The organism is Pseudoalteromonas sp. S16_S37 (assembly GCF_014694405.1).
Taxonomy (GTDB): Bacteria; Pseudomonadota; Gammaproteobacteria; order Enterobacterales; family Alteromonadaceae; genus Pseudoalteromonas.
Map to the genome: position 1 here is coordinate 1 of NZ_JAAUWV010000033.1, position 24,012 is coordinate 24,012.

Genomic DNA, 24,012 nt, shown 5'->3' on the forward strand with positions numbered 1-24,012 from the left:
ATTGGCACGTGAAAATCAACAACAATAACGTTAGATGGTTAACCGAATCTAAAGATAGCAATCCAAATTGAACAACCTCAGTTTTTTGAAAAACCGAGTTTTTCAGAATCGACTATGTAAAAAAATAATAACAATAAGGAACGCATATTTTGAAAACGCTGCTTGTAATGCTATTTGCTTTAATTGCCTTTGCTAGCCATGGTGCAAACTTCTCAAATGTTGACTTGCCACACTCACAGTTTATGAGCGTGACTCCTGAAGTAACCATTGCCCTCCCCGCTTCTTACAAACAAGATAAGTCAAAGCATTACCCAGTTTTATACCTGCTAGATGCCAAGCTCAATGACGAGTCAGTGTTTGGCATGCTGCAAAGGCTGCATAGTTCAAACGGCGCTAACGAGCATATTATCGTGGGGATCGAAAGCCATGACAGGCTCAACGACTTTGCGCCTACCGTCAACAAAGACCCTAGAGGACCTGTTGGCGCTGGAGGCGGGGCCGATAAGCTACTCGATTTTATTCAGTCTGAGCTGATGCCTACCATCAATAAAAACTACCGAACCAAGCCACACAATGTGATCGCAGGCCACTCTATTGCGGGCTTATTGGTGATACACAGCTTTCACGCGCGCCCTAGCCTTTTTCAAGGCCATTTAGCGTTTAGCCCTGCTGTTTGGTGGGCAGCAAGAGAAACCGCCAACGCGACGAAGCAATACATGCACTCAAACAAGAAAGTAGGCAACTTTTTATATATGAATATTGGCAGCGAAGGCGGCGAGATGCGCCAGGTGTACGATGATTTATCACAAACAATTTTAAGAAATCGCTCTACCGATTTAGTTGTTCAGTTAGATACATTCAATGATGAAGGCCATGATTTTACCATGGCTGCGGGTTTGTATAATGCGCTAAGAGCACTGCACCAGTATCAGCAAGGTAACAACCTCTAAAATACGCATAATACGCTTAGCTGAAGGGATTAACTTCAGCTAAGTTGTTACCCGATTAGCCTAAGCGATACTGCGCTTGCCCGTCTTCAGTTGAGCTAAACTCACCTTGTGCATTTAGCCAATCGTTGGGCTCACTGGCTATCACTGTAAACTGGCTACTGGCAACGCCAGCCACAAACTGCCCCGTGTGCATTAAAGTGAGTAGATAAGGCGTGCCGTTAATGCTGCCCTCTAGCATTTCAAAACCAGTAAAATGCGCATCGCTCGTACTGTTGTATTTTAATTGATATTTAAGCGTGCTCTGACCTTGAATATCGCCACTGTAACTTTGCTTTACCAACGCAGTTTTTAACTTTGCTTGCTCTGCAAAATCTGTATCGGGTGTTTCTTGCCATTGCTGTATTTGTAGGGTGCCTGTTAATGTCATAACGCCTCAAAATTTGTTTTATTAATTAACCTTAACATTATCACCCTCTTCGCTTAGAGTATTGTAAAAACACGCCAGCAGACGCTATTGTGCAACAGCCTATTGTAGTTAACAAAGCCAACATCACTGGGGTGATGCATCATACTCAAAGCCAACAATTTTATGAGCTAAGGCGCTATGTGCCCACCGACGAGTTAGCTTATCTGGTTGAGCAATTTTGGATTGTTGATTGGGCATTACCAACGGGGGAGATACATGTTCAGCGCAACCTGCCCGACCCCAACTTTCATCTTGTTTTAGATAAAAATACGCTGTCGTTACTGGGCCCCGTGAGTAAATCTTATCAATACACCATGCGTGGAGCCGGTCGGGTTATTGGCGTAAAGTTTGCGCTTGCCGCAAGTTTACCAGCACACGATATTGTGCCTAGCCAGTTTGTAGACACACGTATTTTAGCGCAGGAAAAGTTTACTTTTGCAGCGCAGCTAACCAACCAGCTTATGCGTGCCGATGATGATAACCGTATCATAAAAGCCCTAAGAGAGGCGTTAAAACCGTTTTGTATCGCGCCGAAACAACCGCAACTGAAAGTACAGCAGCTGGTTGCGATGATAAAAAATAACCCTGAACTTACGCAGGTTGAGCAGCTATCGCAAAGTGCCAACATGCCAATGCGTACAATACAAAGATACTTTAAAGAGCAACTTGGCTTAAGCCCCAAATGGCTGATCAGAAAATACCGTATGCATCAAGCGCTGGCATTGTTAGATTTAAGCGATAAGTCACTTGCAGAGGTGACCATATGGTTAGGCTATAGCGACCAAGCACACTTTATTAAAGACTTTAAGCACTTTACGGGGGCAACACCCGCACGTTTCAGCCACAAACGTTAGTACACCACCACGCAATTTCTGCCTTTTGCTTTGGCGTCGTACACTGCGTGATCGGCTTCTTTTAATGACTGACTAAATGGTTTTGCTAAATTAACCTCACCCACCCCACAACTTACCGTTACTTGAATATGATGAGTACCACTTTCAATTATGTTCTTTTCAACGTTTTTCCGTAATCGCTCTGCAACTTCTACCGCGCCCTCTACCGAGGTGTTAGGCAGTAAAACAATAAACTCTTCGCCACCTAAGCGGCATAAGCAATCTTCAGTTCTCAAGGCTTGTACACATTGCTGTGAAAATGCTTTTAAAACAATATCCCCTATTTCATGACCATAACTATCGTTAATCTGCTTAAAATGGTCGATATCCAGCATAACCACACTCAGCTGCTGGCCCAATCGGATATGTCGGCTGATCTCACGGTGTGCGTAGTCCATCAAGTAACGGCGGTTTTTTAACCCCGTTAGCGCATCTTGAAACGCCATTTTAGTGAGTTGTTTTTGCAAAGACCAAAGATCATTAACCAGTAATCGACGACTACAGCAATCGGCCATCATTTCTGCATAAGCAATTTCGGCACTTTGCCAAGATCGTTGCTCACCTGTGCCTTCAAAACACACCACGCCATGTGGAATGCCATTTTTAAAAATGACCGTATCAAGCATGGTGGTAATATTATGCACATCGAGATAACCGTCTTTAAATTCGCTGGTACGGGGATCGCTCGCAGCGTTGTGAGCATCTATAGAAATACCACTGGCTATTGCTTTGAAATAGTTAGGAAACTCTTCACAGAGCAACTGGGGGTATTCATCTGCACTTAGGTCGTTTTGCCATTGGGTGCTGGCTACATTGATAAGTTTTTTGGGCGCGGTGATATCATCGAATAACCAAACAGACACATGCTCTACAGCAAGGGTTTTTTTACCCTCGTTGATCAGATCTTGCAAAAAATTTTGGTAACTGCCAGATACATCTAACTCTTCAGAACTCATTCGTCTTAAGCGTTGAGTTACTTCACTGAGGTCAATAAACATAATAAGCCACTATTTTGGAATAAAACATTGGTGCCTGTAAGCCATACCCACTTGCTCATAATAATACCTAAAAGAAGGAACAAGTGGGTAATATTTTATACACAAATATTTTAAAAAATAGTACCGTTATTATTATTTCATATACTTCGATAAATACTTTTTGAATATAGGATCGGTTTTAGCCAATGCCTTTTGCTCATCCAAAATACTTTGCAAAATACTGTGTGAGGTTAAAGGGTTAGCCAGCACAACACGAAATACCACTGTTGGTTGATGATCATATTGCAGCGGTGTTAAGCGCGTACGTGATACAAACGAAATACCAGCCTCACGCTGACGTTTTTGCATACTTGCGGTAAAGCGGTTCAAAGCCGCATAAATATCAATGCGCTCTTGCTCGTTGGCGTTTTCTATGGCTTTACGTATTTGTTGCGGTACGTAACGGTACGTGAGCAAACACAGTTCAGGCTGTGAAATAAGCTCAAAATCAGGGTCTTGCTCTATTAAGCTGGCAAAATACTTGGCCTTTTCTATGCCTTTATCAATAAGCATTTCATAGCCTTTGCGACCAATAACACGCAAACATGCATGCACAAGCATCGCCATGCCTGGGCGACTACCTTCAAGCGTATGGCTACCTAAGTCTTTTGAACCTTTACGTAAAATGTATTCGGCATGGTGCTCAATGGCATCCGATGCAGCAGGGTCTTTAAATAACACCAAGCCCGCTCCCATCGGCACGTACATCTGTTTATGGGCATCAATGGTGATAGAGTCAGCACGCTCGATACCATCAAGTAAGTGACGGTTGTTACCAGATAACAAGGTTGCTCCGCCCCAAGCCGCATCAACATGAAAATGACAGCCCAGCTCTTCACTGAGATCAGCCATTTGCTCTAATGGGTCAATATTGCCAGTTTCGGTTGTACCAGCAACCCCCACTAAGGCCATAACCTTGATCCCCTGCGCTTCAAGTCCTTGTGCTTTTTCACGCATTTTTTGCACATTCACTTTATTATTAGCATCGGTTTCAATGGCTATAAAGTTGTCTCGACCAAGACCGAGCACATCAGCCGCCTTGCCTAGTGAGTAATGTCCCCGTTCAGACACTAACACTGCCAATCCCTTGTAGCCATAATGCAGCATGGCAGCAACCATACCTTGCGCGGCAATACCTTTAAACTGACCATCGGCCTTTAATAAACGGTTACGCGCAATCCACAAAGCAGTAATGTTGGCAACCGTTCCGCCTGAGCAAAATGCGCCCAAAGACGTGCTAGCACTGTGCATCCACTTATCATAAAACTTATCAGAAGCACCATAAGCTAAGTGGTGCATCATACCCAGTACTTGTCTTTCAAGTGGTGTGAATGCTTTCGATGTTTCGATTTTTACGAGGTTTTGATTTAGCCCTACCATCAACTTAGACAATGGTAATACAAAATGCGGCAATGCCGATGTCATATGACCGATAAAACTCGGGGCGGCAGTATGCACTGAGTGTGCAACCAACTGCTCCATAATATCTTGTGCATAATCAGACACAAACATAGGTTCTTCTGGGATCACTGCAGACTGAAAGTCCTTCTCAATCTCGTGTAAGGGCTTTTCTATCGCTGCAATGTTCTCGTTTAAAAAACCTGCTAAGTTACTTGAGATCTCTGACTCTATCTTACTTAGAGTCGAGTCAGGCGCTTCTGGCACCGTAAAAATACGCATCAAACTTTCTTCAGAAGCGACAGCACAACGCTTTGGACCCATTACATTACCCAGTTAATTATGAACAGCCTACTTACCGTTCATACGCTTGTTATTTTGAAATGGCTAACTTTACTGCAAGTAAGCCACAATGTCTCCTATTGTAAGTCGAAAAATCACGATATGACCAAGTTAGTTATGACATTTTAATGTTTGAGCCAAGACAATTCTCTGAAATTTACCCATCGCAAAGCCGCGATTAAATCTCCAAAACATCATCAATTTTTATTAAAACAGCTACGAGTGCAAGCTAAAACAGCTACATAAAACTGCAATAACACACCGTTATAAGGTCTATCCAAATGGTAAAAAGCTGACTAGACTAGATGGGCATACTCAATTTACATGTTTTGCAATCATTTTGGACAAAGTTTAAAATTTGGGAACAGATTAATTAAAAGGATAGTTATGTACCGAAGGACGTCGGCAATGACTTGGTCGCTAATAGGGTTTTCATTATTTATTTCGAGCCTCGCGGGATATGTGGTTTATACATATCAATCGACTCGCACAGCGATCATGGCTGAGATTGATGAACAACTTTTGCGAGCAGCTAAAAGCACTCAGCTACTGGTTGGTGATGACTATCATGATCGCTTAAATGCCATTACCCCCGAAGAATTCCAACACAAAAGTGTACAACTTACCGCTTTGGCAAAAGCCATAGATGTCGAGTACGTTTATACCATGGTATACCAACCGCCACATGTGCACTTTACGGCATCAAGCTATACCAAAGCGGATATTAAGCACAACAAATTAACTCAGTTTCTCGATCACTATAAAGAAGCCACAACAATAAATAAAACTGCCTTTCAATCCACCGAGCCTGTTTTTGAAGTCTCAAGAGATAAATGGGGGCACTTTAAAAGCATTTTTGTACCTTATATATCGAGTAATGGTACGGCCTACATTGCAGGGGCTGATATGACCATTAGTCAAGTGGATACACTGCTACAAGAAAGCGTGGCAAAAGCCACCTTAACGGCGTCTTTTTTCTTTTTTATCGCAGTATTGGTCGCAATATTTTATATCGCACTGTATAGAAGATCGATGAGTACCGATCCTCGCACTGGTTTTGCTAATCGAGTGGCGCTTGAACAAGACTTAAGTAAAAAACAAAGCCAACACCTCAGCTTGGCAATCATCTCAATTGATGAATTAGAAGACATCATTAGCTTTTACGGCACCCACGTAGGCGACAGAGTATTAAAAAAGGTGATGGAGTACTTTAAACCTATTACTTCACCACATCGCGTATACCGACTAGCTACTTCTAAGTTGGTTATTATGAGTGATATCAAAGATGGCGAAGCCTACTTAAGCCGTATTATTGCTGACTTTCCTAAATCGAGCCCAGTTTTAACTAAGCCGCATTTGTATATCCAATTACATGCGGGCATTGCCACGGGTAATAAATCTTTATTGCTAGAGAATGCCTCTATTGCATGCCGCCAAGCTAAGCAAGGGAATCAGTCGATATGCATGTTTAGTGTCGACAGCCAAGATGCGCGTTTAAAGCAAAAAAATCACTTAGCCATTGCCAATATTTTGCAAGATGCATTTGCCGATAACCGAGTAGCGACCTACTTTACACCCAGAGTAGACCCAAAAACTCAACAGGTGGTACAGCATGGATGTAGTGCTCGAATAGTGACCGAGCAAGGCGCTATCTTAAAAACTGAAAGCTTTAGCGAAGTGGTGCGTCAATCACGCTTACAAAGTCAATTAACGCGCAATATTTTAACCCAGTGTATTGATCGTTTTAGAAAATCAGGTACGGCGTGGAGCATAAAACTCAGTTATCACGATGCCACAGATCCACAATTACTGGATTTTATTGATCAAGAACTCAGGCGCTACCCGCAGCCGCGTTTGATCACCTTTGAACTGGATGAAAAAGACGTACTAGAGCATTTTAATGCTATGGCTGTGTGTATTAATGTACTCAAAAGCAAAGGTGTTAAGGTATTGATCAATGCAGTAAGCAGTGGGCTATTAACCGTTAGCCGCGTGATGAAGTTAAATATTGATATGATTTTACTTGATGAAAGTAACACCACCCACATTGCCGACGATGAGCAAGTTTTTGACTTTATTAAACATATTGCAAAATTATGCCACGACAAAGACATAATGTTGCTAGTGGCAGGTGTGGAGTCTGAAGAGCAATATAACCAACTTTCTAAAGCGGGCGTTGACTTAGTCGAGGGCCGCCATATTGCCACCGCAGCCCCTCATTTATGCACTAAGTTAAGACAACTGAGCAACCAAGCGCGTGCTTGATTGACCACTGGCCCAGTATTTACGCTCAAATGGTGTAATGGCCGTATCACTATGGTACGGCTCAACTGGGGTTGGATGACCTGCCAATTGTAAAGCGCGAGCAAACTCTTTTACGTAGATATCCCAGTTACTGCGCACTTCAAGACGCCCACCTAGTTTAACAATATAAGGAAATACAGCCGCACCGTGCCAGCGACGCTGAACATGTTTTGCCTTAGGCCACGGGTTTGGATAAAACAAATAATGATGTGTTGGACGCCAGTTTGCCTCTACCGCTAAACGCCAAAAATCATTTAAGTCTGCCTGTACTAACAAATACTGCCCCGACTCTGTTTGTTTATATTCCACATCGTGTTTATCTAATCGGTGAGATGACTTATCAATTCCGATCACCAACGCATCAGGATGCTGCTTTGCTAAATTAGCGGTGCTTTCACCCACTCCGCAACAGGAGTCTAAAATAATTGGCCCTGCAAACGCCTGTACACGTTCATTCACTTCGTCAAAAGCGCGTTGTGTGTGCTGTGCAATTGGCTTTTTAAACTCGGCCGATAGATGCTTATTTACGATGTCGTCGAGCTTGTCGTGCAAGCTCGGTTGATTTGATACTATGCTTCTTGAATTTGCTTCACTCATCAGTGACGTAACCCTACTCCTCGGCGTATTAAACTCAACGCCAAGATAAATAATCCAGAAATAAACGCCAATAATACCGCAAATGCCACGTAAATGTTGACATCCGACACACCTAAAAAGCCGTATCTAAAGGCATTGACCATATAAATAATCGGGTTTACTTGCGACACACCTTGCCAAAACTCTGGTAATAATGTGATTGAATAAAACACCCCGCCTAAATAGGTCAGTGGCGTTAACACAAAGGTTGGAATAATGCTGATATCGTCAAAGCTGTTAGCAAATAACGCGTTGATCAAGCCGCCTAAAGAAAAAACAGCAGAAGTTAAAATCACCGTGGCAATGATCACCCCTAAATTATGGATTTGTATGTCGACAAAAAACAACGATACTAGACTCACAATAAAACCGACGCAAATTCCTCGCGCCATGCCACCGCCCATGTAACCCAGTACAATGATATAGTTTGGAACAGGCGCTACCAGCAGCTCTTCAATGCTTTTTTGGAACTTGGTGGAATAAAAGCTAGATGCAACATTCGAAAATGAGTTGGTGATCACTGACATCATGATAAGACCTGGAACAATAAATTCCATGTAGCTAAAACCGCCCATATCACCAATACGAGAGCCTATTAAGCTGCCAAAAATCACAAAATACAAAGTCATGGTAATCGCAGGTGGTACTAGGGTTTGCACCCAAATACGCAAAAAGCGAATACACTCTTTAATCCAAATACTTTTTAGCGCAACGCTGTAACGACCTAAACTCATGATGCACGTCCCTGCTCTAATAGTCCCACAAATAGCTCCTCTAAACGATTGGCTTTGTTACGCATACTCAGCACCGTATTGCCTTGCGTGGTGAGTTGCGTAAATACCTCATTAAGCCCCTGAGATTTAGCCACTTCTACCTCAAGCGTATGGTCATCAACCATCTTAAATTGATAGCCTTGCAGGTTCACAGGCTGAATTGGTGCTTTAAGGTCCAGCACAAAGGTTTCTTTATCCAGTTTCGCAAGCAACGCCTTAATCGTGGTGTTCTCTACGATAATGCCCTTGTCGATAATCGCGATGTTTTTACACAACAACTCGGCTTCTTCAAGGTAGTGCGTGGTTAAAATAATGGTCACGCCTTGTTTGTTTATTTCGCGCAAAAAGTCCCACATTGAGCGGCGCAGTTCAATATCGACTCCAGCAGTTGGCTCATCAAGGATCAGTAGTTTAGGCTCATGCATTAAAGCTCGGGCAATCATCAAACGACGCTTCATACCGCCCGATAGAGTGCGCGCTTGTTTGTCTTTTTTATCAAACAAACCAAGCTGTTTAAGGTATTTTTCGGCGCGCTCATGGGCCAGAGCTCTGGGTACACCGTAGTACCCTGCTTGATTCACTAAAATCTGATTTAAGGTTTCAAACTGACCAAAGTTAAACTCTTGTGGCACAAGGCCAAGCTCAGATTTAGCATCTTCAAGCGCGGTATCTATGCTATGACCAAACACCTCTACTTTACCCTCGGTTTTGTTTACCAAAGAGGCAATAACGCCGATAGTCGTTGATTTACCCGCACCGTTTGGGCCAAGTAATGCAAAAAAATCACCCTGCTCTACTTGCAGGTCAATTCCTTTTACGGCTTCAACACCGTTTTTGTAGACTTTTTTTAAGCCTTGAATATTCAATGCAATCGTCATGTTAGTGTTGTTCTCCATAACCCCAACGCTTAGTTAGGGTATGTTCGATATGTAAATGATCTAAAATTCTGGCCACCATAAAGTCGACCAAATCTTCAATTGATTGAGGCTGATGATAAAACCCCGGTGCCGCTGGCATAATGGTGACACCAAGCTGGCTCAGTTTGAGCATGTTCTCAAGGTGAATCGAGCTAAACGGGGTTTCTCTGGGTACTAAAATAAGTTGCCCACGCTCTTTGATCACCACATCTGCTGCACGCTCAAGCAGGTTATCAGAGGCGCCTGTGGCTATGGCCGATACGCTGCCTGCACTACATGGACATACCACCATTTTTTTAGGGGCAGCAGAGCCCGACGCGACTGGGCTAAACCAATTATCTTTACCGAATACTTGGATTTGCTCGGGCTGCGCATTAAACAGCTCACTGAGTTGCGCCGTGGCTTTTTGCTCATTACCTGAGAGCTTAATGTTTGATTCGGTATCAAGCACGACTCTTGCAGCGCTTGAGATCAACACAAACACTTGGTAGTTCATCGCTACCAAAACCTCTAAAAGACGCAATCCATATGGCGCGCCAGATGCGCCACTGAATGCCAAAGTAATTGCTGGTTTAAAGTTGTTCACACGTTTGCCTTTGAATTAAGTTCAATATTTATGCGTTAGCCTTAAGCGCGCTCAACAATTTTTGGTGTAATCCTTCAAAACCGCCATTGCTCATGATCAGAATATGTTGCCCTGGTTGCGCTTTTGCACATACCGTTGCAATGATCTCATCGGTGCTATCAAAGCACTGTCTGCCCGCTTTGCTTGCTTGCTCTTTTAATGACCAATCAAGCCCTTGTGGTTCAAACAAATACACTTCATCAGCTTCACTGAGTGATGCCAGCAGTGTATGTTGATGCACACCCATTTTCATGGTGTTTGAGCGAGGCTCTAAAATGGCAATCACTGGTTCATCGCCTATTTTGGCTTTTAAGCCCGCAAGGGTGGTTTTAATGGCTGTGGGGTGATGGGCAAAATCGTCATACACATGCACTCCATTTGCTTCACCGAGTAATTCCATACGACGCTTTGGCGATTTAAATTCGCGTAATGCATCAATACTAACAGAGACAGGAATACCCACATGACGCGCCGCAGCAATCGCCATAACGGCATTTTTTACGTTGTGTTCGCCAATCGCTGACCAAGTCACAACGCCTTCAAGTTGACCGCCTAAGTACACTTCAAATTGTGAGCCATCGCGCTTAAGTAACTTATACGTCCAATCACCGTTTAAGGTTTCTTGCAGGCTCCAAAAGCCACGTTTAACAACCTCAAGCAATGCCGTATCGTCGGCTGGATAAATTGCTTTACCTTGACTTGGTAAGGTACGTAACAAGTGATTGAACTGAGTTTGAATGGCATCCAAGTCTTTAAAAATATCCGCGTGATCAAACTCTAAATTATTCATAATAAGAGTGCGCGGTAAGTAATGTACAAACTTACTGCGTTTATCAAAAAACGCCGTGTCGTACTCGTCTGCTTCAATGACAAAAAACGGTGTATCGCTCACGCGAGCAGACACCCCAAAGTTTTGTACTATGCCACCAATTAAAAACCCTGGGCGCAAGCCCGCATACTCTAATAACCATGCCAGCATACTCGCCGTGGTAGTTTTACCATGCGTACCCGCCACCGCCAGCACCCATGATTTTTGCAGTAGATTATGTTTTAACCACTCTGGCCCCGAGGTGTAAGGCAAGCCCTTTTCAAGCACATATTCAACGCAAGAATTACCACGACTCATAGCATTGCCGATGATCACCATATCAGGCGCGGGATCTAACTGCTTTGGATCATATCCAGAGGTAAGCTCAATCCCTAAAGATTCTAACTGTGTGCTCATTGGCGGATACACATTTTGATCAGAGCCGGTTACTCGGTAACCCAAAGACTGAGCGATAGCGGCAATCCCCCCCATAAAGGTGCCGCAAATACCTAAAATATGAATATGAGTTTGTTTTTTATCCTGACTTGCCATGAAAATAATGTGCCTTATTAAGTGTTATACCGCGGTTGGCGCGATGCCTACTATGCCAAATTTAAGCGCAATAGACCAATCATAACAGCTGTGTGCAGTGCGCTTAGCGCTGTGCGCAATAATACCCAGCCATGCTGAACAATTTATGATACCAATGTGCTTAACCAAGTGTTATTGCAAGTTGCTATAAGTACCGATTAGATAAAAAAAATGCCAGTCGCTGACTGGCATCTTTTATCACTTAATAACGTGTGGCTTAAGCAACACCGTATTGATCGCGGTACGCTTTTACCGCTGCTAGGTGTTCGCCCATGCTACCTTGCTCTTCAAGGTAAGTAATTAAATCAGCAAGTTTCACGATTGAAACCACTTTGGTATTAAAATCGCGCTCAACTTCTTGAATCGCTGAAAGCTCAGCTTTGCCTTTTTCTTGACGGTCAAGGGCGATTAACACCCCAGATAGGTCTGCACCCGCTGCAGCAATGATCTCCATTGACTCGCGAATTGCAGTACCCGCTGTTATTACATCATCAACCAGCATAATGCGGCCTTCAAGCGCAGAGCCCACTAATGAGCCGCCTTCGCCGTGTTGCTTTTTCTCTTTACGGTTAAAGCAATAAGGCACATCTTTGTTGTAGTGATCAGCAAGTGCAACCGCGGTTGTTGTGGCGATTGGAATACCTTTGTATGCCGGACCAAACAAAACATCGTACTCAATACCAGCATCTTCTAAAGCCGCCGCATAAAAACGACCTAAACGCGCTAAGTCACGACCAGTATTAAACAAGCCTGCATTGAAAAAGTAAGGGCTAGTACGGCCCGACTTTAAAGTAAACTCACCAAACTTAAGCACCTGCTTCTCAAGGGCAAATTCAATAAACTCTTTTTGATATGCTTTCATGTCTTACCTACTAAACTGTTACTGAGCGAACTTATGCAAGTGCTTTTTTTTGTAAATCAATGATTTCTCGAATCGAATGCTTAGCAAGCTCTAGTAGCTCGTCTAACTCATCAAACGAGAACGGTTCGCCCTCGGCGGTGCCTTGTACTTCAATCAATTTACCCGTCTCGGTCATGATCACGTTCATGTCGGTTTCGGCTTCTGAGTCTTCCAAGTATTCAAGGTCAGTGATGGCCTCACCGTTGTATACACCCACTGAAATTGCAGCAATCATAAACTTAAGCGGGTTGGTGTTGATCATCCCTTTTGCGCGCATGTGGGTAAGTGCATCAACCAATGCCACACACGCACCACTGATAGAGGCTGTACGTGTACCACCGTCTGCTTGCAGTACATCACAATCGATTGTAATAGTGTTTTCGCCAAGCGCTTTTAAATCAACCGCTGCACGAAGTGCGCGCGCGATCAAACGCTGAATTTCCATGGTACGACCGCCTTGCTTACCTTTTGCAGCTTCGCGGTTGTTACGAGTGTGGGTAGAACGCGGTAACATGCCATACTCAGCGGTGATCCAGCCTTTACCTTGACCTTTCATAAAACGCGGTACACCCGCTTCAACAGTGGCAGTACACAGTACTTTGGTGTTACCAAACTCCACTAATACCGAGCCTTCGGCATGCATTGTGTAGTTACGAGTAAATGTTACAGGTCTAATTTGGTTTGCTGTTCTTTCGCTTGGACGCATCCACGTTCCCCTAAAGTCAAAGTTTTGCCTATTATAATGGCTCAACCGATACGATGCCATGCGTTAAGCAATAAATAGTTGTGGTATCACGTTGTAAATTTGATAAATAATTGGGCTGTCGCCTTGCGCGCTTTATAAGCTATAATGGCGCCTGAAATTTTGTTAATAGATTAGGAACTTTACATGATCCATAGTATGACCGCCTACGCACGCCGAGAAGTAAAAGGTGATTGGGGCACTGGGGTTTGGGAAATTCGCTCGGTTAACCAGCGTTACCTTGAAATCTTTATCCGCGCACCTGAGCAATTCCGTGCCATGGAGCCTGTTGTACGTGAGCGCCTACGCAAGCACTTACAGCGTGGCAAGGTTGAAGTGTATTTAAAGTTTACAGCCAACCCTGCCCATGTCGGTGAGCTATCTATTAACGAAACACTGGCAGAGCAATTAATTAAAAGTGCCAAGTGGGTGCAACAGCACAGCCAAGGCGATATCAACCCAGTTGATATTTTACGTTGGCCAAGTGTAATGGAAGCACAAGAAGTTGACCTAGACACAGTTAACGGTGAGCTTTTAAAAGGCTTTGATGAACTGGTTGAAGACTTTAAAGCCGCACGCGCTAGCGAAGGTGAAAACCTCGAAACCATGATCACCACACGCCTTGATTCAATTTTAGAGCAAGTGGCCATTGTTGAAGGCCATATGCCAGAAGTGAACAAGTGGCAGCGCGAAAAACTCACCGCCAAACTAGAAGAGCTAAAAGCAGAAATTGACGAAAACCGCCTAGAGCAAGAGCTAATCTACCTTGCGCAAAAGCAAGATGTAGCCGAAGAGCTAGACCGCTTAAAGTCGCACGTAAAAGAAACTCACAAAATCTTGAAAAAAGGCGGCGCCTGCGGCCGTCGTTTAGACTTTATGATGCAAGAGTTCAACCGCGAGTCGAACACCCTCGCCTCTAAATCAATCAACACCGAGATCACCACCGCAGCGGTAGAGTTAAAGGTATTGATAGAGCAAATGAGAGAGCAGATCCAGAACATCGAATAGTTTTTTTGCCCGTCCAAGAATGTCTTAAAAGCCCTGTATTACCTTGTAAAGAGCCTTGTAAAGAGCCTTGTAAATACAGGGCTTTTTTATTTTCCCCGTCCAAATCGGTTTGCAGATGTCCGTTACCAGTTGCTGTTTAAGTGGTGGGTAAAATGGTGGGCAAGCCCTGTTTTTTTGACTCAATAAACAAAAAGTCAAGGTATCTGGTGAGCAGATTTTTGCATCTATCTCACCACCGCCTTATGCCATCTCCACTTATCGTGCTGCTTGCAGGTTGTTCAATCACTCAACTATCGAACCAATCGATAAACAAACAGTGGTGGGCAATGGTGAGCAAATTTTAACGATTTCTTAGGAATATAGAGTAACAAACAATGGCAAAACTAACCGCAACTCAGGTGCAGTCTTATGCTCGCACCGCAGCAGCAAATAAAAAATACAGTGATGGTAATGGCCTATATTTTTGCGTAAGAAAATCTGGCATGCCGTATTGGATGCTAAGGTATACCAGCCTAAACGGACGACGAGAAGCCACGCTCGGTCAATATCCAAGTATGACCTTAGCAGAGGCTCGACTTGAATCGTCTAAAATGCAGCTACAACTTCAGCAAGGTGAAGACCCATTAGCAATCCGTGCTATTGAAACCATCCCTGAGATTCAAAATGTCAGTCAGCTGTTTCAAGACTGGTATGCCAAAGACTTAAGTCGCCGATTAAAGCACCCCAATATACCCAAACGTGTTTTTACCAAAGAAATTGCACCAGTGATTGGTCAACTTCCTATCCAAGCTGTGCGCCCCACACATGTACGCGAAGTATTAGAGCGCATTCGAGAAAGTAACCGCCCTACCATTGCCAACGACACCTTGATGTATATGAAGCAGCTGTTTCGGCATGCGATAAAGCTAGACTTAACGCTGAACAACCCAGCCGCAGCATTTACCGTGGACGATGCCGGTGGCGTGGAGTCCAGTAAAGACAGAATGCTCAGCAAAGAGGAAATTCACTACGCCTTTAGCGTGTTTCATACCCATATCAATAGCTTTGGCCGCGACAACTACCTCGCTTGCTGCCTGTTTTTGGTGTTGGGTGTACGCAAAAGCGAACTGTGCGAAGCCATGTGGCGTGAAATGGATTTAACCACAGGCGTATGGGATCTACCCAAAGAACGCAGCAAAACCGGCGTCCCAATCAGCATTCCCTTACCACGCCAAGCCATTGCTTGGTTTAACGAGTTGCAAATCCGCGCTTGTGGCTCGCCTTATGTTTTCCCAGCCAGACGAGCAAGCCATCGCCCACATATGGGGCCAGATACACTCAACCGTGCCATATCTAAACTCTTTGGTCGCGAGCCTGGGCGCAAAAAACAGCCACCCAATAAAATGGGTAAACTCGAACACTTCACCGTACACGATTTACGCCGCACCTTTCGCAGCCTTGCCGCCTCTTTAGGCATTGCAGGCAACGTGGCCGAACGCTGTCTTAACCATAAGCCAAAGGGTGTTGAGGGCATATATGACCGCCACGATTACTTTGAAGAGCGCCGTATTGCACATCAAACCGTAGCTGATGTGATCGAACCGCTGGTGAACTTTGAACCCGCTTCACAGCACCACACACGAGGGCGTTAACATGCAATTTTAGCGTAGCGGTATGCTTCGCAAATGTGTTTCGATTGCTTCAATCATCGACTTGGTAAGTGGTAAATGCGCTTTTTCTTTCGCCCAGATTTCATGAAAGCCTGCCACGGTTTGCTTGGCAGTATCTAATACCAATTTTTCTGGCAGCATGGCTTTAGCCGCTAGGTGTGATAATTCATCCAGCGTGAAATCACTGAATTTTTTGCTTCGGCTCACCTTCAGCGACGCACTATCATCGGGGATATAAGGAATGGTTGAGACAAAATCATAAGCAGGCGCAATCGATGCTGTGCGCTTGTCTTTGTAAATCACAGACCAATTCTTCAGATGCATATCCGCATTGCCAATTAGGGTATTGAACACCAATCGACGCGTAAATTCTGCGATGTCTTTGTCTTGACCTTCGATGCCGATAACCTGAGCAATATTGCGCATACTGGCTTTTTTGTATTTATCTTGAGGATAGACGCCAAACACTTGCGCAAAATCTTCAATATGTACGGCTTGATCACCTGCACGATCAAAGCGCTTGATCACAAACGCACTGTCACCAAATTTACCAATACCATCTGGGATATTAGCAATCTGGTTAATCGGGAGTAGCTGCGTTTCTGGCACATCCATTCCCAACATTCGAGCCAGTTCCATCATCGAATATTCATTTTCTGGCACAGCGTCAAAGCGAGACGATGGCAATTTTACAATCCAAGAGCCACCTTGACCGGTTGCAGGAATAGTCAAACCACCGTTTGCCTGTTGTACGGCTGAAAACTTCAACTGTACACCCGCTAATGAAAAACGCATTGGAACATCTATTTTCGTTTCATCGTCAATGTCTTGATGCACATTAGGCGGCAGCGCTTCGCCATCAGCAGGTTCAACCGTGATCGCACCTGCTAAATCTTGTCCTAACACCCACAATAGAAAAAATTCTCGTGCGGGGTTCACTCCGGCACGCTCTGCCAGGTAATGACGCATGGTTTCTTCTGGCAAAAGGTTAGAGAAAAACGGAGTTAACTTGGTTTGGGTCGGTTTAAAGTTAGTCAGCAAGCCACCTAGCGAATCTTTAAAGCCCAGCCCTAACACGGGCCGTGATTCATCATAAATGTACGAATCCATAAAGGCAAAAAGCGTTCTGTCATTGCCCACGTTAGTGATCGTTGCGATAGGTTCCCCGTAGAGCAACACGTTGAGCGTAGAAACATGATTAGTCATCGTCGTCTTCCTCTAACTGATATGCGGGCGACATTGCCTCACCTTCATCGCTAATCCCTTGGCTGCTTCGAATGATTGACTTGATGGCAGGAATGGACTTTTTAGGCGCAACCAATAGCTCTAGGTCGAGTACACGGGCAAGTGCAATTAAACTGGATATTCTTAAATCAACACCGCCAGACTCGATTTTCGAAATATGGCTTTGCGGTACACCCGACCGTGCGCTTAACTCTCTTTGGCTAAACCCCTTGCGTACCCGAGCTTCTCGAAGACTTTCTAGAATCTGCTCTGTTACATAGCTCATTTCGATATACCTTAATACATCAATTAACAATAATCATATACAAAAACATATCATCCTAATTCGAATACCACAAGAATGATTAGTTATTACACATCAAAAGCCTATATTTGATATGTAATTATAGATAAAAGTAACATCTACTCTCATTTACTGTGGGCAAATTGGACAATGGGGCATTAATTAGAACAGTTCGCTTACAAAATACCACACCCAGCTTTAAGCTAAATCAACCAACCCAATTACTTACTTTGAACAGCTGATGCAATCCCCCTCTATGCGTCATTTTCCATTCATGAGTTTCAACAGCCGCCACACACTTCCCCATGCCTTTACCCCCATACGCCAAAACCACTATCCGTTTGGCTTTTGGATCGAAACGCCAAACAGGGAAATTAGCCCATTTACTGTTTGGCGTCTCGATTGAAATCCAACGCTGCTAGGCATTGCCGGTTCTGGCACAAAGCAAGATTTGGCACTTTTTGCACTCTAAACCAACCTCGACTCCAATGTACAAACCGTTTGATTTTTCCAACCCAGAATGCAAACGATCGTTTGGCGTCTCGATTTTTTTGCACTAGCCAAATGCCGCCAAACAGCGCTGCATTGGACTATGTATATCAAACGGTTAGCCGCAAACAGGCCATAACAAAAAACCGATTTGACTGGTTAGTTTGATGGCCATTTCTTTCATCTATTTCACCACCGCGTCTGCACCCAACGACTGAAAATAGACGGCATGAAAAACCAACAAGGTAATAAGTGACGTGTTATGGGCAAGTGGCAGCGACTGGAATAGAGAATGGATACAGCAGGTGGTCGCTTTACTGGTTGGGAATGGCGCGTTTACCCTCTATCCAGCGCTAAGCCAGTGCGATAATGCAGCCGAACGCTTAACCCGCTGGCTGACCTTTCAGTTACCACGCGTTAAACAAGTGACCCCAGGCTGCCCGATTCACCAATGGCTAAATAGCATTGGCGCACAAGTGATCGTAGAAAAGTGGCAGAGCCCTGAGCAATGGCCAAACTTGTATTAGCTGCCTTTACCTGAGGTTGAAGGCCACGCGCAAGGCGGGTTGGTTGTGTTACCGGCACATTTTTTACCGGTATATATGAACGGCACGATTCAAACCAACACATTGCACGCAAACGCACCGGCCAACGCCCGTATCTTTTGGTGCATTACGCCTTTATCTAAAACAGGAAAACGCACTACCTTGCACCCCAAACAGCAAAACCGCGGCTTTTGCCTTCCCAGTTCGCCGAAGCAAATGGGTAAATCGTGCATGGGGTTATTACTGAGCGGTTTGATAAAAGAAAGCCAAAAACGAAACGGCAAAGTGGTCAGCCACCAAATCAACCTAGCGCTGCTGCACCACCTTTGTGGGCCGGAGAATGATGTGTGGATTACGAGCAAATGCTTTGGTAGCGAGAACGAAACTCAACAACAAGGCTAAATAACTTGATATTTTTTTGAAGAAAACCACAATTTCACTCAAGCTATTTAAAGCTGGTTGAGCCTTTACCTAGTGTTTTGGCTCGTGGCTGCGCCTCAGTCGCCGTTAAGACTGGGGCTTATCTCTTGCAAACTACCCGAAATCACAAGCCCCAGAAATGAGTAACCCCTCACAGGGCGCTGATCTAACGGGTAGCGGGAGGGGTATTGTTGGTGCGATTTTAATATCAAAAGCGCCAAATAGCTCGATATCATTTGATGTCGCTTTTTAATTGGCAGTATGTATCAGACTGTTTTAAACACCTGCTTTTTAAAGTCATTCATGGCGAGCTTATTAAGACGAGCTTCATCTGTACCTGCCTGTTCACTATTACAGTAATCACACATTGAATACTGGCTTTCAATTTGACCTTGTTGGCTCAAATGCTCAACCCTAATCTTTTCAGTATTAAGGATGAGTTGACCCATCTCGCAAATTGAACAGGTTCGAGTATTCATCACATATCCTCAAAACAATAAGTGTCTGGATGCTAGCACACCGCTTATTAAAAACCCTAAGTAATCCATTGACATAGCCAACCACTCACATAAACTGCATTTAAATGTATTTTTTCGACAAAAAAGAGTCTGTTCGTCATGAGTGATGAAGTGTTAACCATCAAAGAAGTGGCGCAATACCTGAAGGTCAATGAGCGCACTATTTACCGTTTGGCTGCCAGTGGTGAACTACCAGGGTTTCGTGTTGGTAACGCTTGGCGCTTTAAACAAAGTGACTTGGCAACTTGGGTGGCTAAACAAACTCAAAAATCAGCCTCAAAAGAATAATCATGGAACAACGCAGCATGGAAATAGCACAGTTAATCAAGCAACTCGGCTCTACACCTAAAAACGCGGCCACCGTATTTAGTGAAAACCGAACCTTGTGGCAATCACTCGGCTTTAGTCAAACGCAAGTCGCGCTTTGGCTAGCGTCATTACCCCAAAAAAATCAGCAAAATAAATCGTCATCGGATTATCAGGTTACGCCTGATATTGCAGCGCATTTAGTGTCACTTCTGCAACAAGCCGGCGGGCGAATGCCGTTGGCACAGGTTTTAAAAAAGCTGCCGCCTGGTATTACAACGAGCGAGCAACAAATACGCAAACTGGCGCAGCAGCACGCGCAGTTAGACATTAAAGGGCCCTTGCTGATTTTAGTGAATTAGCGCGCTCGTGAATTGGCAGGTTTAGTCACCCGCAACCAATCCAAAGGCATCGTTGAACGACTTAACATAAGAATGAAATAAACATCATGGCAAAAGAAGCAAAAGCAAAAAAACCAGACCCAAAGCAACAGCTCGAACAGCTGTTTAATGACCTAACCAAGCAATATACCGAGTTCACTCAACCATTAAATACGCTACCCGAGCATGAATTTGCCAAAGCGGGCCTGATACAAGGTTTGGTCGAAGGCAACTTAACGCCACCGGTGATGCTGGTTGCCCTAGCCGAAGGTCATTGGGAATACGCCGCCGATACCGCCAAATTTGATGAGTTAGCCTTTCAGCTGTTAAGCGATATTGAAGGCGATTGGCCGGTGTTTGCAGTAGTGGCCGATGGCAGCAACAATCGTATTTTGGCGTTATTTGGTGCCGATGGCTCCGATGGCACCCACGGTGTCGATAGCCTGCCAAGCCTTGAAGAGTTGCGCAGTTTTGACCGCCTAGAACGCGACCCAACGTTTCGTTGGTCCATGCGGATTTATACCCGTTTAATGCAGCGCTTTGACGCCTTTCATGAAAACGTCTATCGCGTCACCAAAGATAAAGTCAACGACAAAAACGACATCATCGAAGAAGTGGCCAAGTTACTGTTTTTAGAAAGCTTTCGTGTACACCACGATGAAGCCCTCACCTTTAACGACGAAGCCGGTAATACCTTACGTTTTCGCGATGTGTTTGATTGGCAATACGTTGCCGAACACGGCGATAAAGCGGTCGAGCAAATCAAAGCGGCGTTTGAACAATTTAAAAGCCACGAAGACTACGTAGTCATTTCAGACGATGGCTCGCGCAACGCCATCTTTGGCAAAGACACCCATTTGCGTTTGTCGGTAGCCAAAAACTACCAAGACCTGCTCGAAGCCATCCAAAACCTAGGGCCACTCAAAAGCAACGATGGCAAAACCCTTAAAGAATACGGCACCTTGGGCGATGTATCGGGCGATTTACTCGGCCGCGTGTTCGATGTGTTCTTACGTGCTAACTTTGAATCCAAAGGCGGCCTAGGCGTATATCTCACCCCAAACCCGGTAAAACAAGCCATGCTTGAAATCGCCATGCACGACATCGACGATGACGACAACATGCGCTCGCGCTTAGCCAACGGTGATTTTCGTTTTTGTGACCCAACTTGTGGCTCCTTTGGTTTTGGCTCGGTGGCCTTAAGCCAAATAGATAAATGGATCGACTTTAAACTGGTGCTGGCCGACGACAAAAAAGCCGCGTTAAAACAAAAACTACGCGAAAGTGCCTTTACCGGTGCCGATGCCGCGCCGCGTATGGTGATGCTGGCCCGCGTCAATATGGCGCTGCAAAACGCCCCCAAAGCGCAAATTTTTTATACCGATAACTCACTCACCACCCAAGCGCTAAAACCGAATAGTTTTGACTTGATCTGCACCAACCCGCCTTTTGGTACGCCCAAGTTTGATAAAGGCAAAAACGGCCAAAGCTCCAAAGCCAATTACGAAGCCAATATGGAACAAGTACTGGGTGGCTTTCGCCCAGCGGAAAAAGTGGTCGATAGCTACAACGCTTACTACGACCACCTAAAAATGAAGTGGGACGATACCGGCGATTTATATCTTAACGACGACGGCACGCCAAAATGGGCCGGTTACCGCACCGATTTACGCCAAACCGGTGGCAGTGATAAAAACCCTGTTTACAGTTTGCATCCCAGTACTTCAGGCCTAGCCCTTGGCAGCAAGCCCGATGGCAAAGGCAACTGGAAACAAGTCGGCGCCAATATTGACCCAGCGGTGCTGTTTATCGACCGTTGCCTGCAATTGCTCAAACCCGGTGGCCGCTTAATGATTGTCTTGCCCGATGGCATTTTATGTAACTCCGGCGATAGGTATGTACGCGAATACATTATGGGCAAAAAAGATGAACAAAGCGGCGAGTTTGTTGGCGGTAAAGCCATTGTCAAAGCGGTAATTTCATTGCCGAGCGACTGCTTTAAGCTCTCAGGCACAGGTGCCAAAACCTCGATTTTGTATTTACAAAAACGTCATGCCAACCCTAACCAGCCCGAGCAGTTTTTACCAGAGCAGCAAACCGAGGTGTTTATGGCGGTAGCCGAAACCTTAGGTTATGTGGTGAAAAACAATATCGAAGACTATAACGCCGGTGTCGCCAACGATCTGGATAAGATTGTCTCGGCTTATAAGCGGGGTGAATAGTCATGTATAAAGTTCGTGTTTTACAGGAAATAGACGATAGGCTTGATGCTGAATACTACAACCCAGCAGCATTAAGTACACTAAAAAAGATGGAAACCAAAGGTAAGGTTACGACGTTTGGCAGCCTTGTAAACGAGGGCTATCGAGTTGTTTACCATGGCACAGACTCAATCAATGGCTTAAAAGATTCTGAATTGCTACCGTTTTTATCTCCCACTCAAATTGATGCAAATGGCGCAATTAGCTTCGATGATGCAGATAAGCTTCCGCTTTACTACAAAAACCGATACCCGAAAGGTTTAGGTAAAGCAGGTGAAATTTTAGTTGAAGTTAAAGGTAACGTATCAAAGGTGGGCATTGTCCCATTAGAGTTTCCAAAAAACTTAATGATAAGCGGGTCACTATACAAAGCTACTCTCGATCCTAAAAGAGCAGACTCCCATTATGTACTCGCCTTTTTAAAGTCGAAACACGGTCAGATACTGAAAAACAGGCTAACAAGTAACACAATAATTAACTACATCGCTAAAGATGCACTGTATTCAATCCCTGTTATTGAGTTTGGAGAAAAAGCCCAGAAATACATCGGGGATAAAGTTCGCCAAGCCGAGCAACTGCGCGCTTGGGCGAAAGTGGCTGAGATGACAGCCGAAGAGTTATTTAATGGTTGTGTAGATTGGTCATCTGAAGTTCTTAACGTGGGAAAAATTAACAAAGTTTCAGTATCTGAATTAGATGGTCGGTTAGACTTGAAGTACAACTCACCGGCACGATTAGCACTACTCCGCCATATAAAAAACAAAGAAATCAAAACTACCTATCTTAACGGTTTAGTAGATATTTCAGCGATGATTGGTTGGAAAGGGCTTACAACAGAGTATTACACAAGCTCCGGGCCTTGGTTGTTGCGAGGTGTCGAATTCAGGGATGGTGTAATCGAATTTGAAAAGCTCGTGAGCGTTGATCTCGATAAATATTTAGAACAACCTCAGATTCATTTGAAAGAAGGTGACATCGCTTTCTCAAAAGATGGCACTATTGGTAAGGCTATTGTTATACCTGAACTTTCAAACGATATGGCGGCAGGGTCGACAATTGCTAGGTTGAGACCAAAGAGATCTACAGAAATAAATCCTTATTACTTGGAACTAGCGCTAAATCATGATTTTGTTCAAGTCCAAGTAGAGAGCTTTGCTACAGGAATCGCACAGCCACACATCACTCAAGAGTGGATTGCGCAATTAGTTATTCCGAGGGTTCAAGATGAAGAGTCTATAGGCGAAAGTTTGAAGCTTCATCATCTTGCGAATAATCACTCGAAAAAACTAATTCAAACTGCCAAAACTCTCGCCGAAGCTCTTATCGAAGGCCAACTGACCGAGCAACAGCTTATTCAAGCCCAACAAGCCTTGGATGATGGCGACAACAGTTTTGACCAAGCTATTTTAAGTAAACTTAGCAACGAAGGTTACGCCATTGAAGGCGCCACTCCGCTATTTAGCGATACTGAAGAGCTTTACCGTTTATTGGAAAGCGCGGCACACGCCGAGGCTGAGGAGTAAGC

24 protein-coding genes are annotated in these 24,012 nt (G+C 44.4%); 11 read left to right on the forward strand and 13 right to left on the reverse strand.

What is annotated here, in order from left to right; translation table 11 throughout:
- The first annotated feature begins 149 nt into the window (after positions 1 to 149).
- Positions 150 to 950, forward strand: a complete 801-nt coding sequence (locus HC733_RS14150) for an alpha/beta hydrolase (RefSeq protein ID WP_238937555.1) — start codon at positions 150 to 152, stop codon at positions 948 to 950.
- Between the two features lie 55 nt (positions 951 to 1,005).
- Here the strand turns inward: HC733_RS14150 and HC733_RS14155 are convergent, their stop codons facing one another.
- Entirely contained in the window at positions 1,006 to 1,377 is a 372-nt protein-coding gene (locus tag HC733_RS14155; RefSeq protein ID WP_190365679.1) for a DUF3224 domain-containing protein, read from the reverse strand.
- Between the two features lie 89 nt (positions 1,378 to 1,466).
- Here HC733_RS14155 and HC733_RS23540 point away from each other — a divergent pair, with 89 nt between their 5' ends.
- Positions 1,467 to 2,270 carry a helix-turn-helix domain-containing protein gene (locus HC733_RS23540; protein ID WP_190365680.1) on the forward strand — a complete coding sequence of 268 codons (804 nt, stop codon included), beginning with the start codon at positions 1,467 to 1,469 and terminating at the stop codon, positions 2,268 to 2,270.
- Here HC733_RS23540 and HC733_RS14165 read toward each other — a convergent pair.
- Together HC733_RS14165 and panP are read right to left on the reverse strand one after the other, a co-directional pair.
- Entirely contained in the window at positions 2,267 to 3,307 is a 1,041-nt protein-coding gene (locus tag HC733_RS14165) for a sensor domain-containing diguanylate cyclase (protein ID WP_190365681.1), read from the reverse strand. The genes HC733_RS23540 and HC733_RS14165 overlap by 4 nt on opposite strands.
- 132 nt (positions 3,308 to 3,439) lie before the next feature.
- Positions 3,440 to 5,068 (reverse strand): pyridoxal-dependent aspartate 1-decarboxylase PanP, encoded by a 1,629-nt coding sequence (panP, locus tag HC733_RS14170; RefSeq protein ID WP_190365682.1) that lies wholly within the window; start codon positions 5,066 to 5,068, stop codon positions 3,440 to 3,442.
- A gap of 426 nt (positions 5,069 to 5,494) precedes the next feature.
- Between panP and HC733_RS14175 the strand changes: the two genes are divergently transcribed.
- Positions 5,495 to 7,351: a bifunctional diguanylate cyclase/phosphodiesterase gene (locus HC733_RS14175; protein WP_238937556.1), complete on the forward strand. Its 1,857-nt coding sequence runs from the start codon at positions 5,495 to 5,497 to the stop codon at positions 7,349 to 7,351.
- On the opposite strand, the gene trmB is transcribed toward HC733_RS14175, so the two are convergent.
- From trmB to rph, 7 genes are all read right to left on the reverse strand, one after another.
- A complete protein-coding gene (trmB, locus tag HC733_RS14180) occupies positions 7,319 to 7,987 on the reverse strand; it encodes a tRNA (guanine(46)-N(7))-methyltransferase TrmB (protein ID WP_190365684.1) in 669 nt (222 codons plus the stop codon). The two genes, HC733_RS14175 and trmB, sit on opposite strands and share 33 nt — an antisense overlap.
- Positions 7,987 to 8,760: an ABC transporter permease gene (locus tag HC733_RS14185; protein ID WP_190365685.1), complete on the reverse strand. Its 774-nt coding sequence runs from the start codon at positions 8,758 to 8,760 to the stop codon at positions 7,987 to 7,989. Before HC733_RS14185 ends, trmB begins: the two co-directional genes overlap by 1 nt.
- Entirely contained in the window at positions 8,757 to 9,677 is a 921-nt protein-coding gene (locus tag HC733_RS14190) for an ABC transporter ATP-binding protein (RefSeq protein WP_190365686.1), read from the reverse strand. The genes HC733_RS14185 and HC733_RS14190 overlap by 4 nt, the downstream gene beginning before the upstream one ends.
- 1 nt (position 9,678) lies before the next feature.
- Positions 9,679 to 10,302 (reverse strand): UbiX family flavin prenyltransferase, encoded by a 624-nt coding sequence (locus tag HC733_RS14195; protein WP_190365687.1) that lies wholly within the window; start codon positions 10,300 to 10,302, stop codon positions 9,679 to 9,681.
- A gap of 28 nt (positions 10,303 to 10,330) precedes the next feature.
- On the reverse strand, positions 10,331 to 11,701 hold the full coding sequence (gene mpl, locus HC733_RS14200; RefSeq protein ID WP_190365688.1) for a UDP-N-acetylmuramate:L-alanyl-gamma-D-glutamyl-meso-diaminopimelate ligase: 1,371 nt from the start codon (positions 11,699 to 11,701) through the stop codon (positions 10,331 to 10,333).
- Positions 11,702 to 11,957: 256 nt separating this feature from the next.
- Entirely contained in the window at positions 11,958 to 12,602 is a 645-nt protein-coding gene (gene pyrE, locus HC733_RS14205) for an orotate phosphoribosyltransferase (RefSeq protein ID WP_190365689.1), read from the reverse strand.
- Positions 12,603 to 12,633: 31 nt separating this feature from the next.
- Positions 12,634 to 13,347: a ribonuclease PH gene (gene rph, locus HC733_RS14210; protein WP_190365690.1), complete on the reverse strand. Its 714-nt coding sequence runs from the start codon at positions 13,345 to 13,347 to the stop codon at positions 12,634 to 12,636.
- A gap of 183 nt (positions 13,348 to 13,530) precedes the next feature.
- On the opposite strand from rph, the gene HC733_RS14215 reads away from it, so the two are divergent.
- The gene (locus HC733_RS14215) at positions 13,531 to 14,391 is read left to right on the forward strand and encodes a YicC/YloC family endoribonuclease (protein ID WP_190365691.1); all 861 of its coding nucleotides are present in this window, start codon (positions 13,531 to 13,533) and stop codon (positions 14,389 to 14,391) included.
- A gap of 374 nt (positions 14,392 to 14,765) precedes the next feature.
- Positions 14,766 to 16,022 carry a tyrosine-type recombinase/integrase gene (locus tag HC733_RS14220; RefSeq protein WP_190365692.1) on the forward strand — a complete coding sequence of 419 codons (1,257 nt, stop codon included), beginning with the start codon at positions 14,766 to 14,768 and terminating at the stop codon, positions 16,020 to 16,022.
- A gap of 9 nt (positions 16,023 to 16,031) precedes the next feature.
- Here the strand turns inward: HC733_RS14220 and HC733_RS14225 are convergent, their stop codons facing one another.
- A complete protein-coding gene (locus HC733_RS14225) occupies positions 16,032 to 17,246 on the reverse strand; it encodes a type II toxin-antitoxin system HipA family toxin (protein ID WP_190365693.1) in 1,215 nt (404 codons plus the stop codon).
- On the reverse strand, positions 17,239 to 17,550 hold the full coding sequence (locus HC733_RS14230) for a helix-turn-helix domain-containing protein (protein ID WP_115425836.1): 312 nt from the start codon (positions 17,548 to 17,550) through the stop codon (positions 17,239 to 17,241). The genes HC733_RS14225 and HC733_RS14230 overlap by 8 nt, the downstream gene beginning before the upstream one ends.
- A 764-nt stretch (positions 17,551 to 18,314) precedes the next feature.
- On the opposite strand from HC733_RS14230, the gene HC733_RS23645 reads away from it, so the two are divergent.
- Positions 18,315 to 18,584 (forward strand): hypothetical protein, encoded by a 270-nt coding sequence (locus tag HC733_RS23645; RefSeq protein ID WP_238937557.1) that lies wholly within the window; start codon positions 18,315 to 18,317, stop codon positions 18,582 to 18,584.
- A 45-nt stretch (positions 18,585 to 18,629) separates the two neighbouring features.
- Complete coding sequence (locus HC733_RS23650; RefSeq protein ID WP_238937558.1) at positions 18,630 to 19,004, forward strand: hypothetical protein; 375 nt, start codon at positions 18,630 to 18,632, stop codon at positions 19,002 to 19,004.
- Between the two features lie 284 nt (positions 19,005 to 19,288).
- Here the strand turns inward: HC733_RS23650 and HC733_RS14240 are convergent, their stop codons facing one another.
- Positions 19,289 to 19,501, reverse strand: coding sequence for a hypothetical protein (locus HC733_RS14240; protein WP_190365694.1), 213 nt, complete (start codon positions 19,499 to 19,501; stop codon positions 19,289 to 19,291).
- A gap of 138 nt (positions 19,502 to 19,639) precedes the next feature.
- Between HC733_RS14240 and HC733_RS14245 the strand changes: the two genes are divergently transcribed.
- The 4 genes from HC733_RS14245 to HC733_RS14260 all read left to right on the forward strand — a co-directional run bounded on the left by HC733_RS14245 (position 19,640) and on the right by HC733_RS14260 (position 24,010).
- Positions 19,640 to 19,828, forward strand: a complete 189-nt coding sequence (locus HC733_RS14245) for a helix-turn-helix domain-containing protein (protein WP_190365695.1) — start codon at positions 19,640 to 19,642, stop codon at positions 19,826 to 19,828.
- A gap of 2 nt (positions 19,829 to 19,830) precedes the next feature.
- On the forward strand, positions 19,831 to 20,208 hold the full coding sequence (locus tag HC733_RS14250) for a hypothetical protein (protein ID WP_190365696.1): 378 nt from the start codon (positions 19,831 to 19,833) through the stop codon (positions 20,206 to 20,208).
- Between the two features lie 86 nt (positions 20,209 to 20,294).
- The gene (locus HC733_RS14255) at positions 20,295 to 22,448 is read left to right on the forward strand and encodes an HsdM family class I SAM-dependent methyltransferase (RefSeq protein WP_190365697.1); all 2,154 of its coding nucleotides are present in this window, start codon (positions 20,295 to 20,297) and stop codon (positions 22,446 to 22,448) included.
- 2 nt (positions 22,449 to 22,450) lie between these two features.
- Positions 22,451 to 24,010 (forward strand): restriction endonuclease subunit S, encoded by a 1,560-nt coding sequence (locus HC733_RS14260; protein WP_190365698.1) that lies wholly within the window; start codon positions 22,451 to 22,453, stop codon positions 24,008 to 24,010.
- Positions 24,011 to 24,012: the final 2 nt, after the last annotated feature.

Excerpts from the sequence above, each read along its gene's own strand:
- HC733_RS14155 (WP_190365679.1), bottom strand. The coding sequence starts at position 1,377 with ATGACATTAACAGGCACCCTACAAATACAGCAATGGCAAGAAACACCC.
- HC733_RS14165 (WP_190365681.1), bottom strand. The coding sequence starts at position 3,307 with ATGTTTATTGACCTCAGTGAAGTAACTCAACGCTTAAGACGAATGAGT.
- panP (WP_190365682.1), bottom strand. The coding sequence starts at position 5,068 with ATGGGTCCAAAGCGTTGTGCTGTCGCTTCTGAAGAAAGTTTGATGCGT.
- HC733_RS14175 (WP_238937556.1), top strand. The coding sequence starts at position 5,495 with ATGACTTGGTCGCTAATAGGGTTTTCATTATTTATTTCGAGCCTCGCG.
- trmB (WP_190365684.1), bottom strand. The coding sequence starts at position 7,987 with ATGAGTGAAGCAAATTCAAGAAGCATAGTATCAAATCAACCGAGCTTG.
- HC733_RS14185 (WP_190365685.1), bottom strand. The coding sequence starts at position 8,760 with ATGAGTTTAGGTCGTTACAGCGTTGCGCTAAAAAGTATTTGGATTAAA.
- HC733_RS14190 (WP_190365686.1), bottom strand. The coding sequence starts at position 9,677 with ATGACGATTGCATTGAATATTCAAGGCTTAAAAAAAGTCTACAAAAAC.
- mpl (WP_190365688.1), bottom strand. The coding sequence starts at position 11,701 with ATGGCAAGTCAGGATAAAAAACAAACTCATATTCATATTTTAGGTATT.
- pyrE (WP_190365689.1), bottom strand. The coding sequence starts at position 12,602 with ATGAAAGCATATCAAAAAGAGTTTATTGAATTTGCCCTTGAGAAGCAG.
- rph (WP_190365690.1), bottom strand. The coding sequence starts at position 13,347 with ATGCGTCCAAGCGAAAGAACAGCAAACCAAATTAGACCTGTAACATTT.
- HC733_RS14215 (WP_190365691.1), top strand. The coding sequence starts at position 13,531 with ATGATCCATAGTATGACCGCCTACGCACGCCGAGAAGTAAAAGGTGAT.
- HC733_RS14220 (WP_190365692.1), top strand. The coding sequence starts at position 14,766 with ATGGCAAAACTAACCGCAACTCAGGTGCAGTCTTATGCTCGCACCGCA.
- HC733_RS14225 (WP_190365693.1), bottom strand. The coding sequence starts at position 17,246 with ATGACTAATCATGTTTCTACGCTCAACGTGTTGCTCTACGGGGAACCT.
- HC733_RS14230 (WP_115425836.1), bottom strand. The coding sequence starts at position 17,550 with ATGAGCTATGTAACAGAGCAGATTCTAGAAAGTCTTCGAGAAGCTCGG.
- HC733_RS14240 (WP_190365694.1), bottom strand. The coding sequence starts at position 19,501 with ATGAATACTCGAACCTGTTCAATTTGCGAGATGGGTCAACTCATCCTT.
- HC733_RS14245 (WP_190365695.1), top strand. The coding sequence starts at position 19,640 with ATGAGTGATGAAGTGTTAACCATCAAAGAAGTGGCGCAATACCTGAAG.
- HC733_RS14250 (WP_190365696.1), top strand. The coding sequence starts at position 19,831 with ATGGAACAACGCAGCATGGAAATAGCACAGTTAATCAAGCAACTCGGC.
- HC733_RS14255 (WP_190365697.1), top strand. The coding sequence starts at position 20,295 with ATGGCAAAAGAAGCAAAAGCAAAAAAACCAGACCCAAAGCAACAGCTC.
- HC733_RS14260 (WP_190365698.1), top strand. The coding sequence starts at position 22,451 with ATGTATAAAGTTCGTGTTTTACAGGAAATAGACGATAGGCTTGATGCT.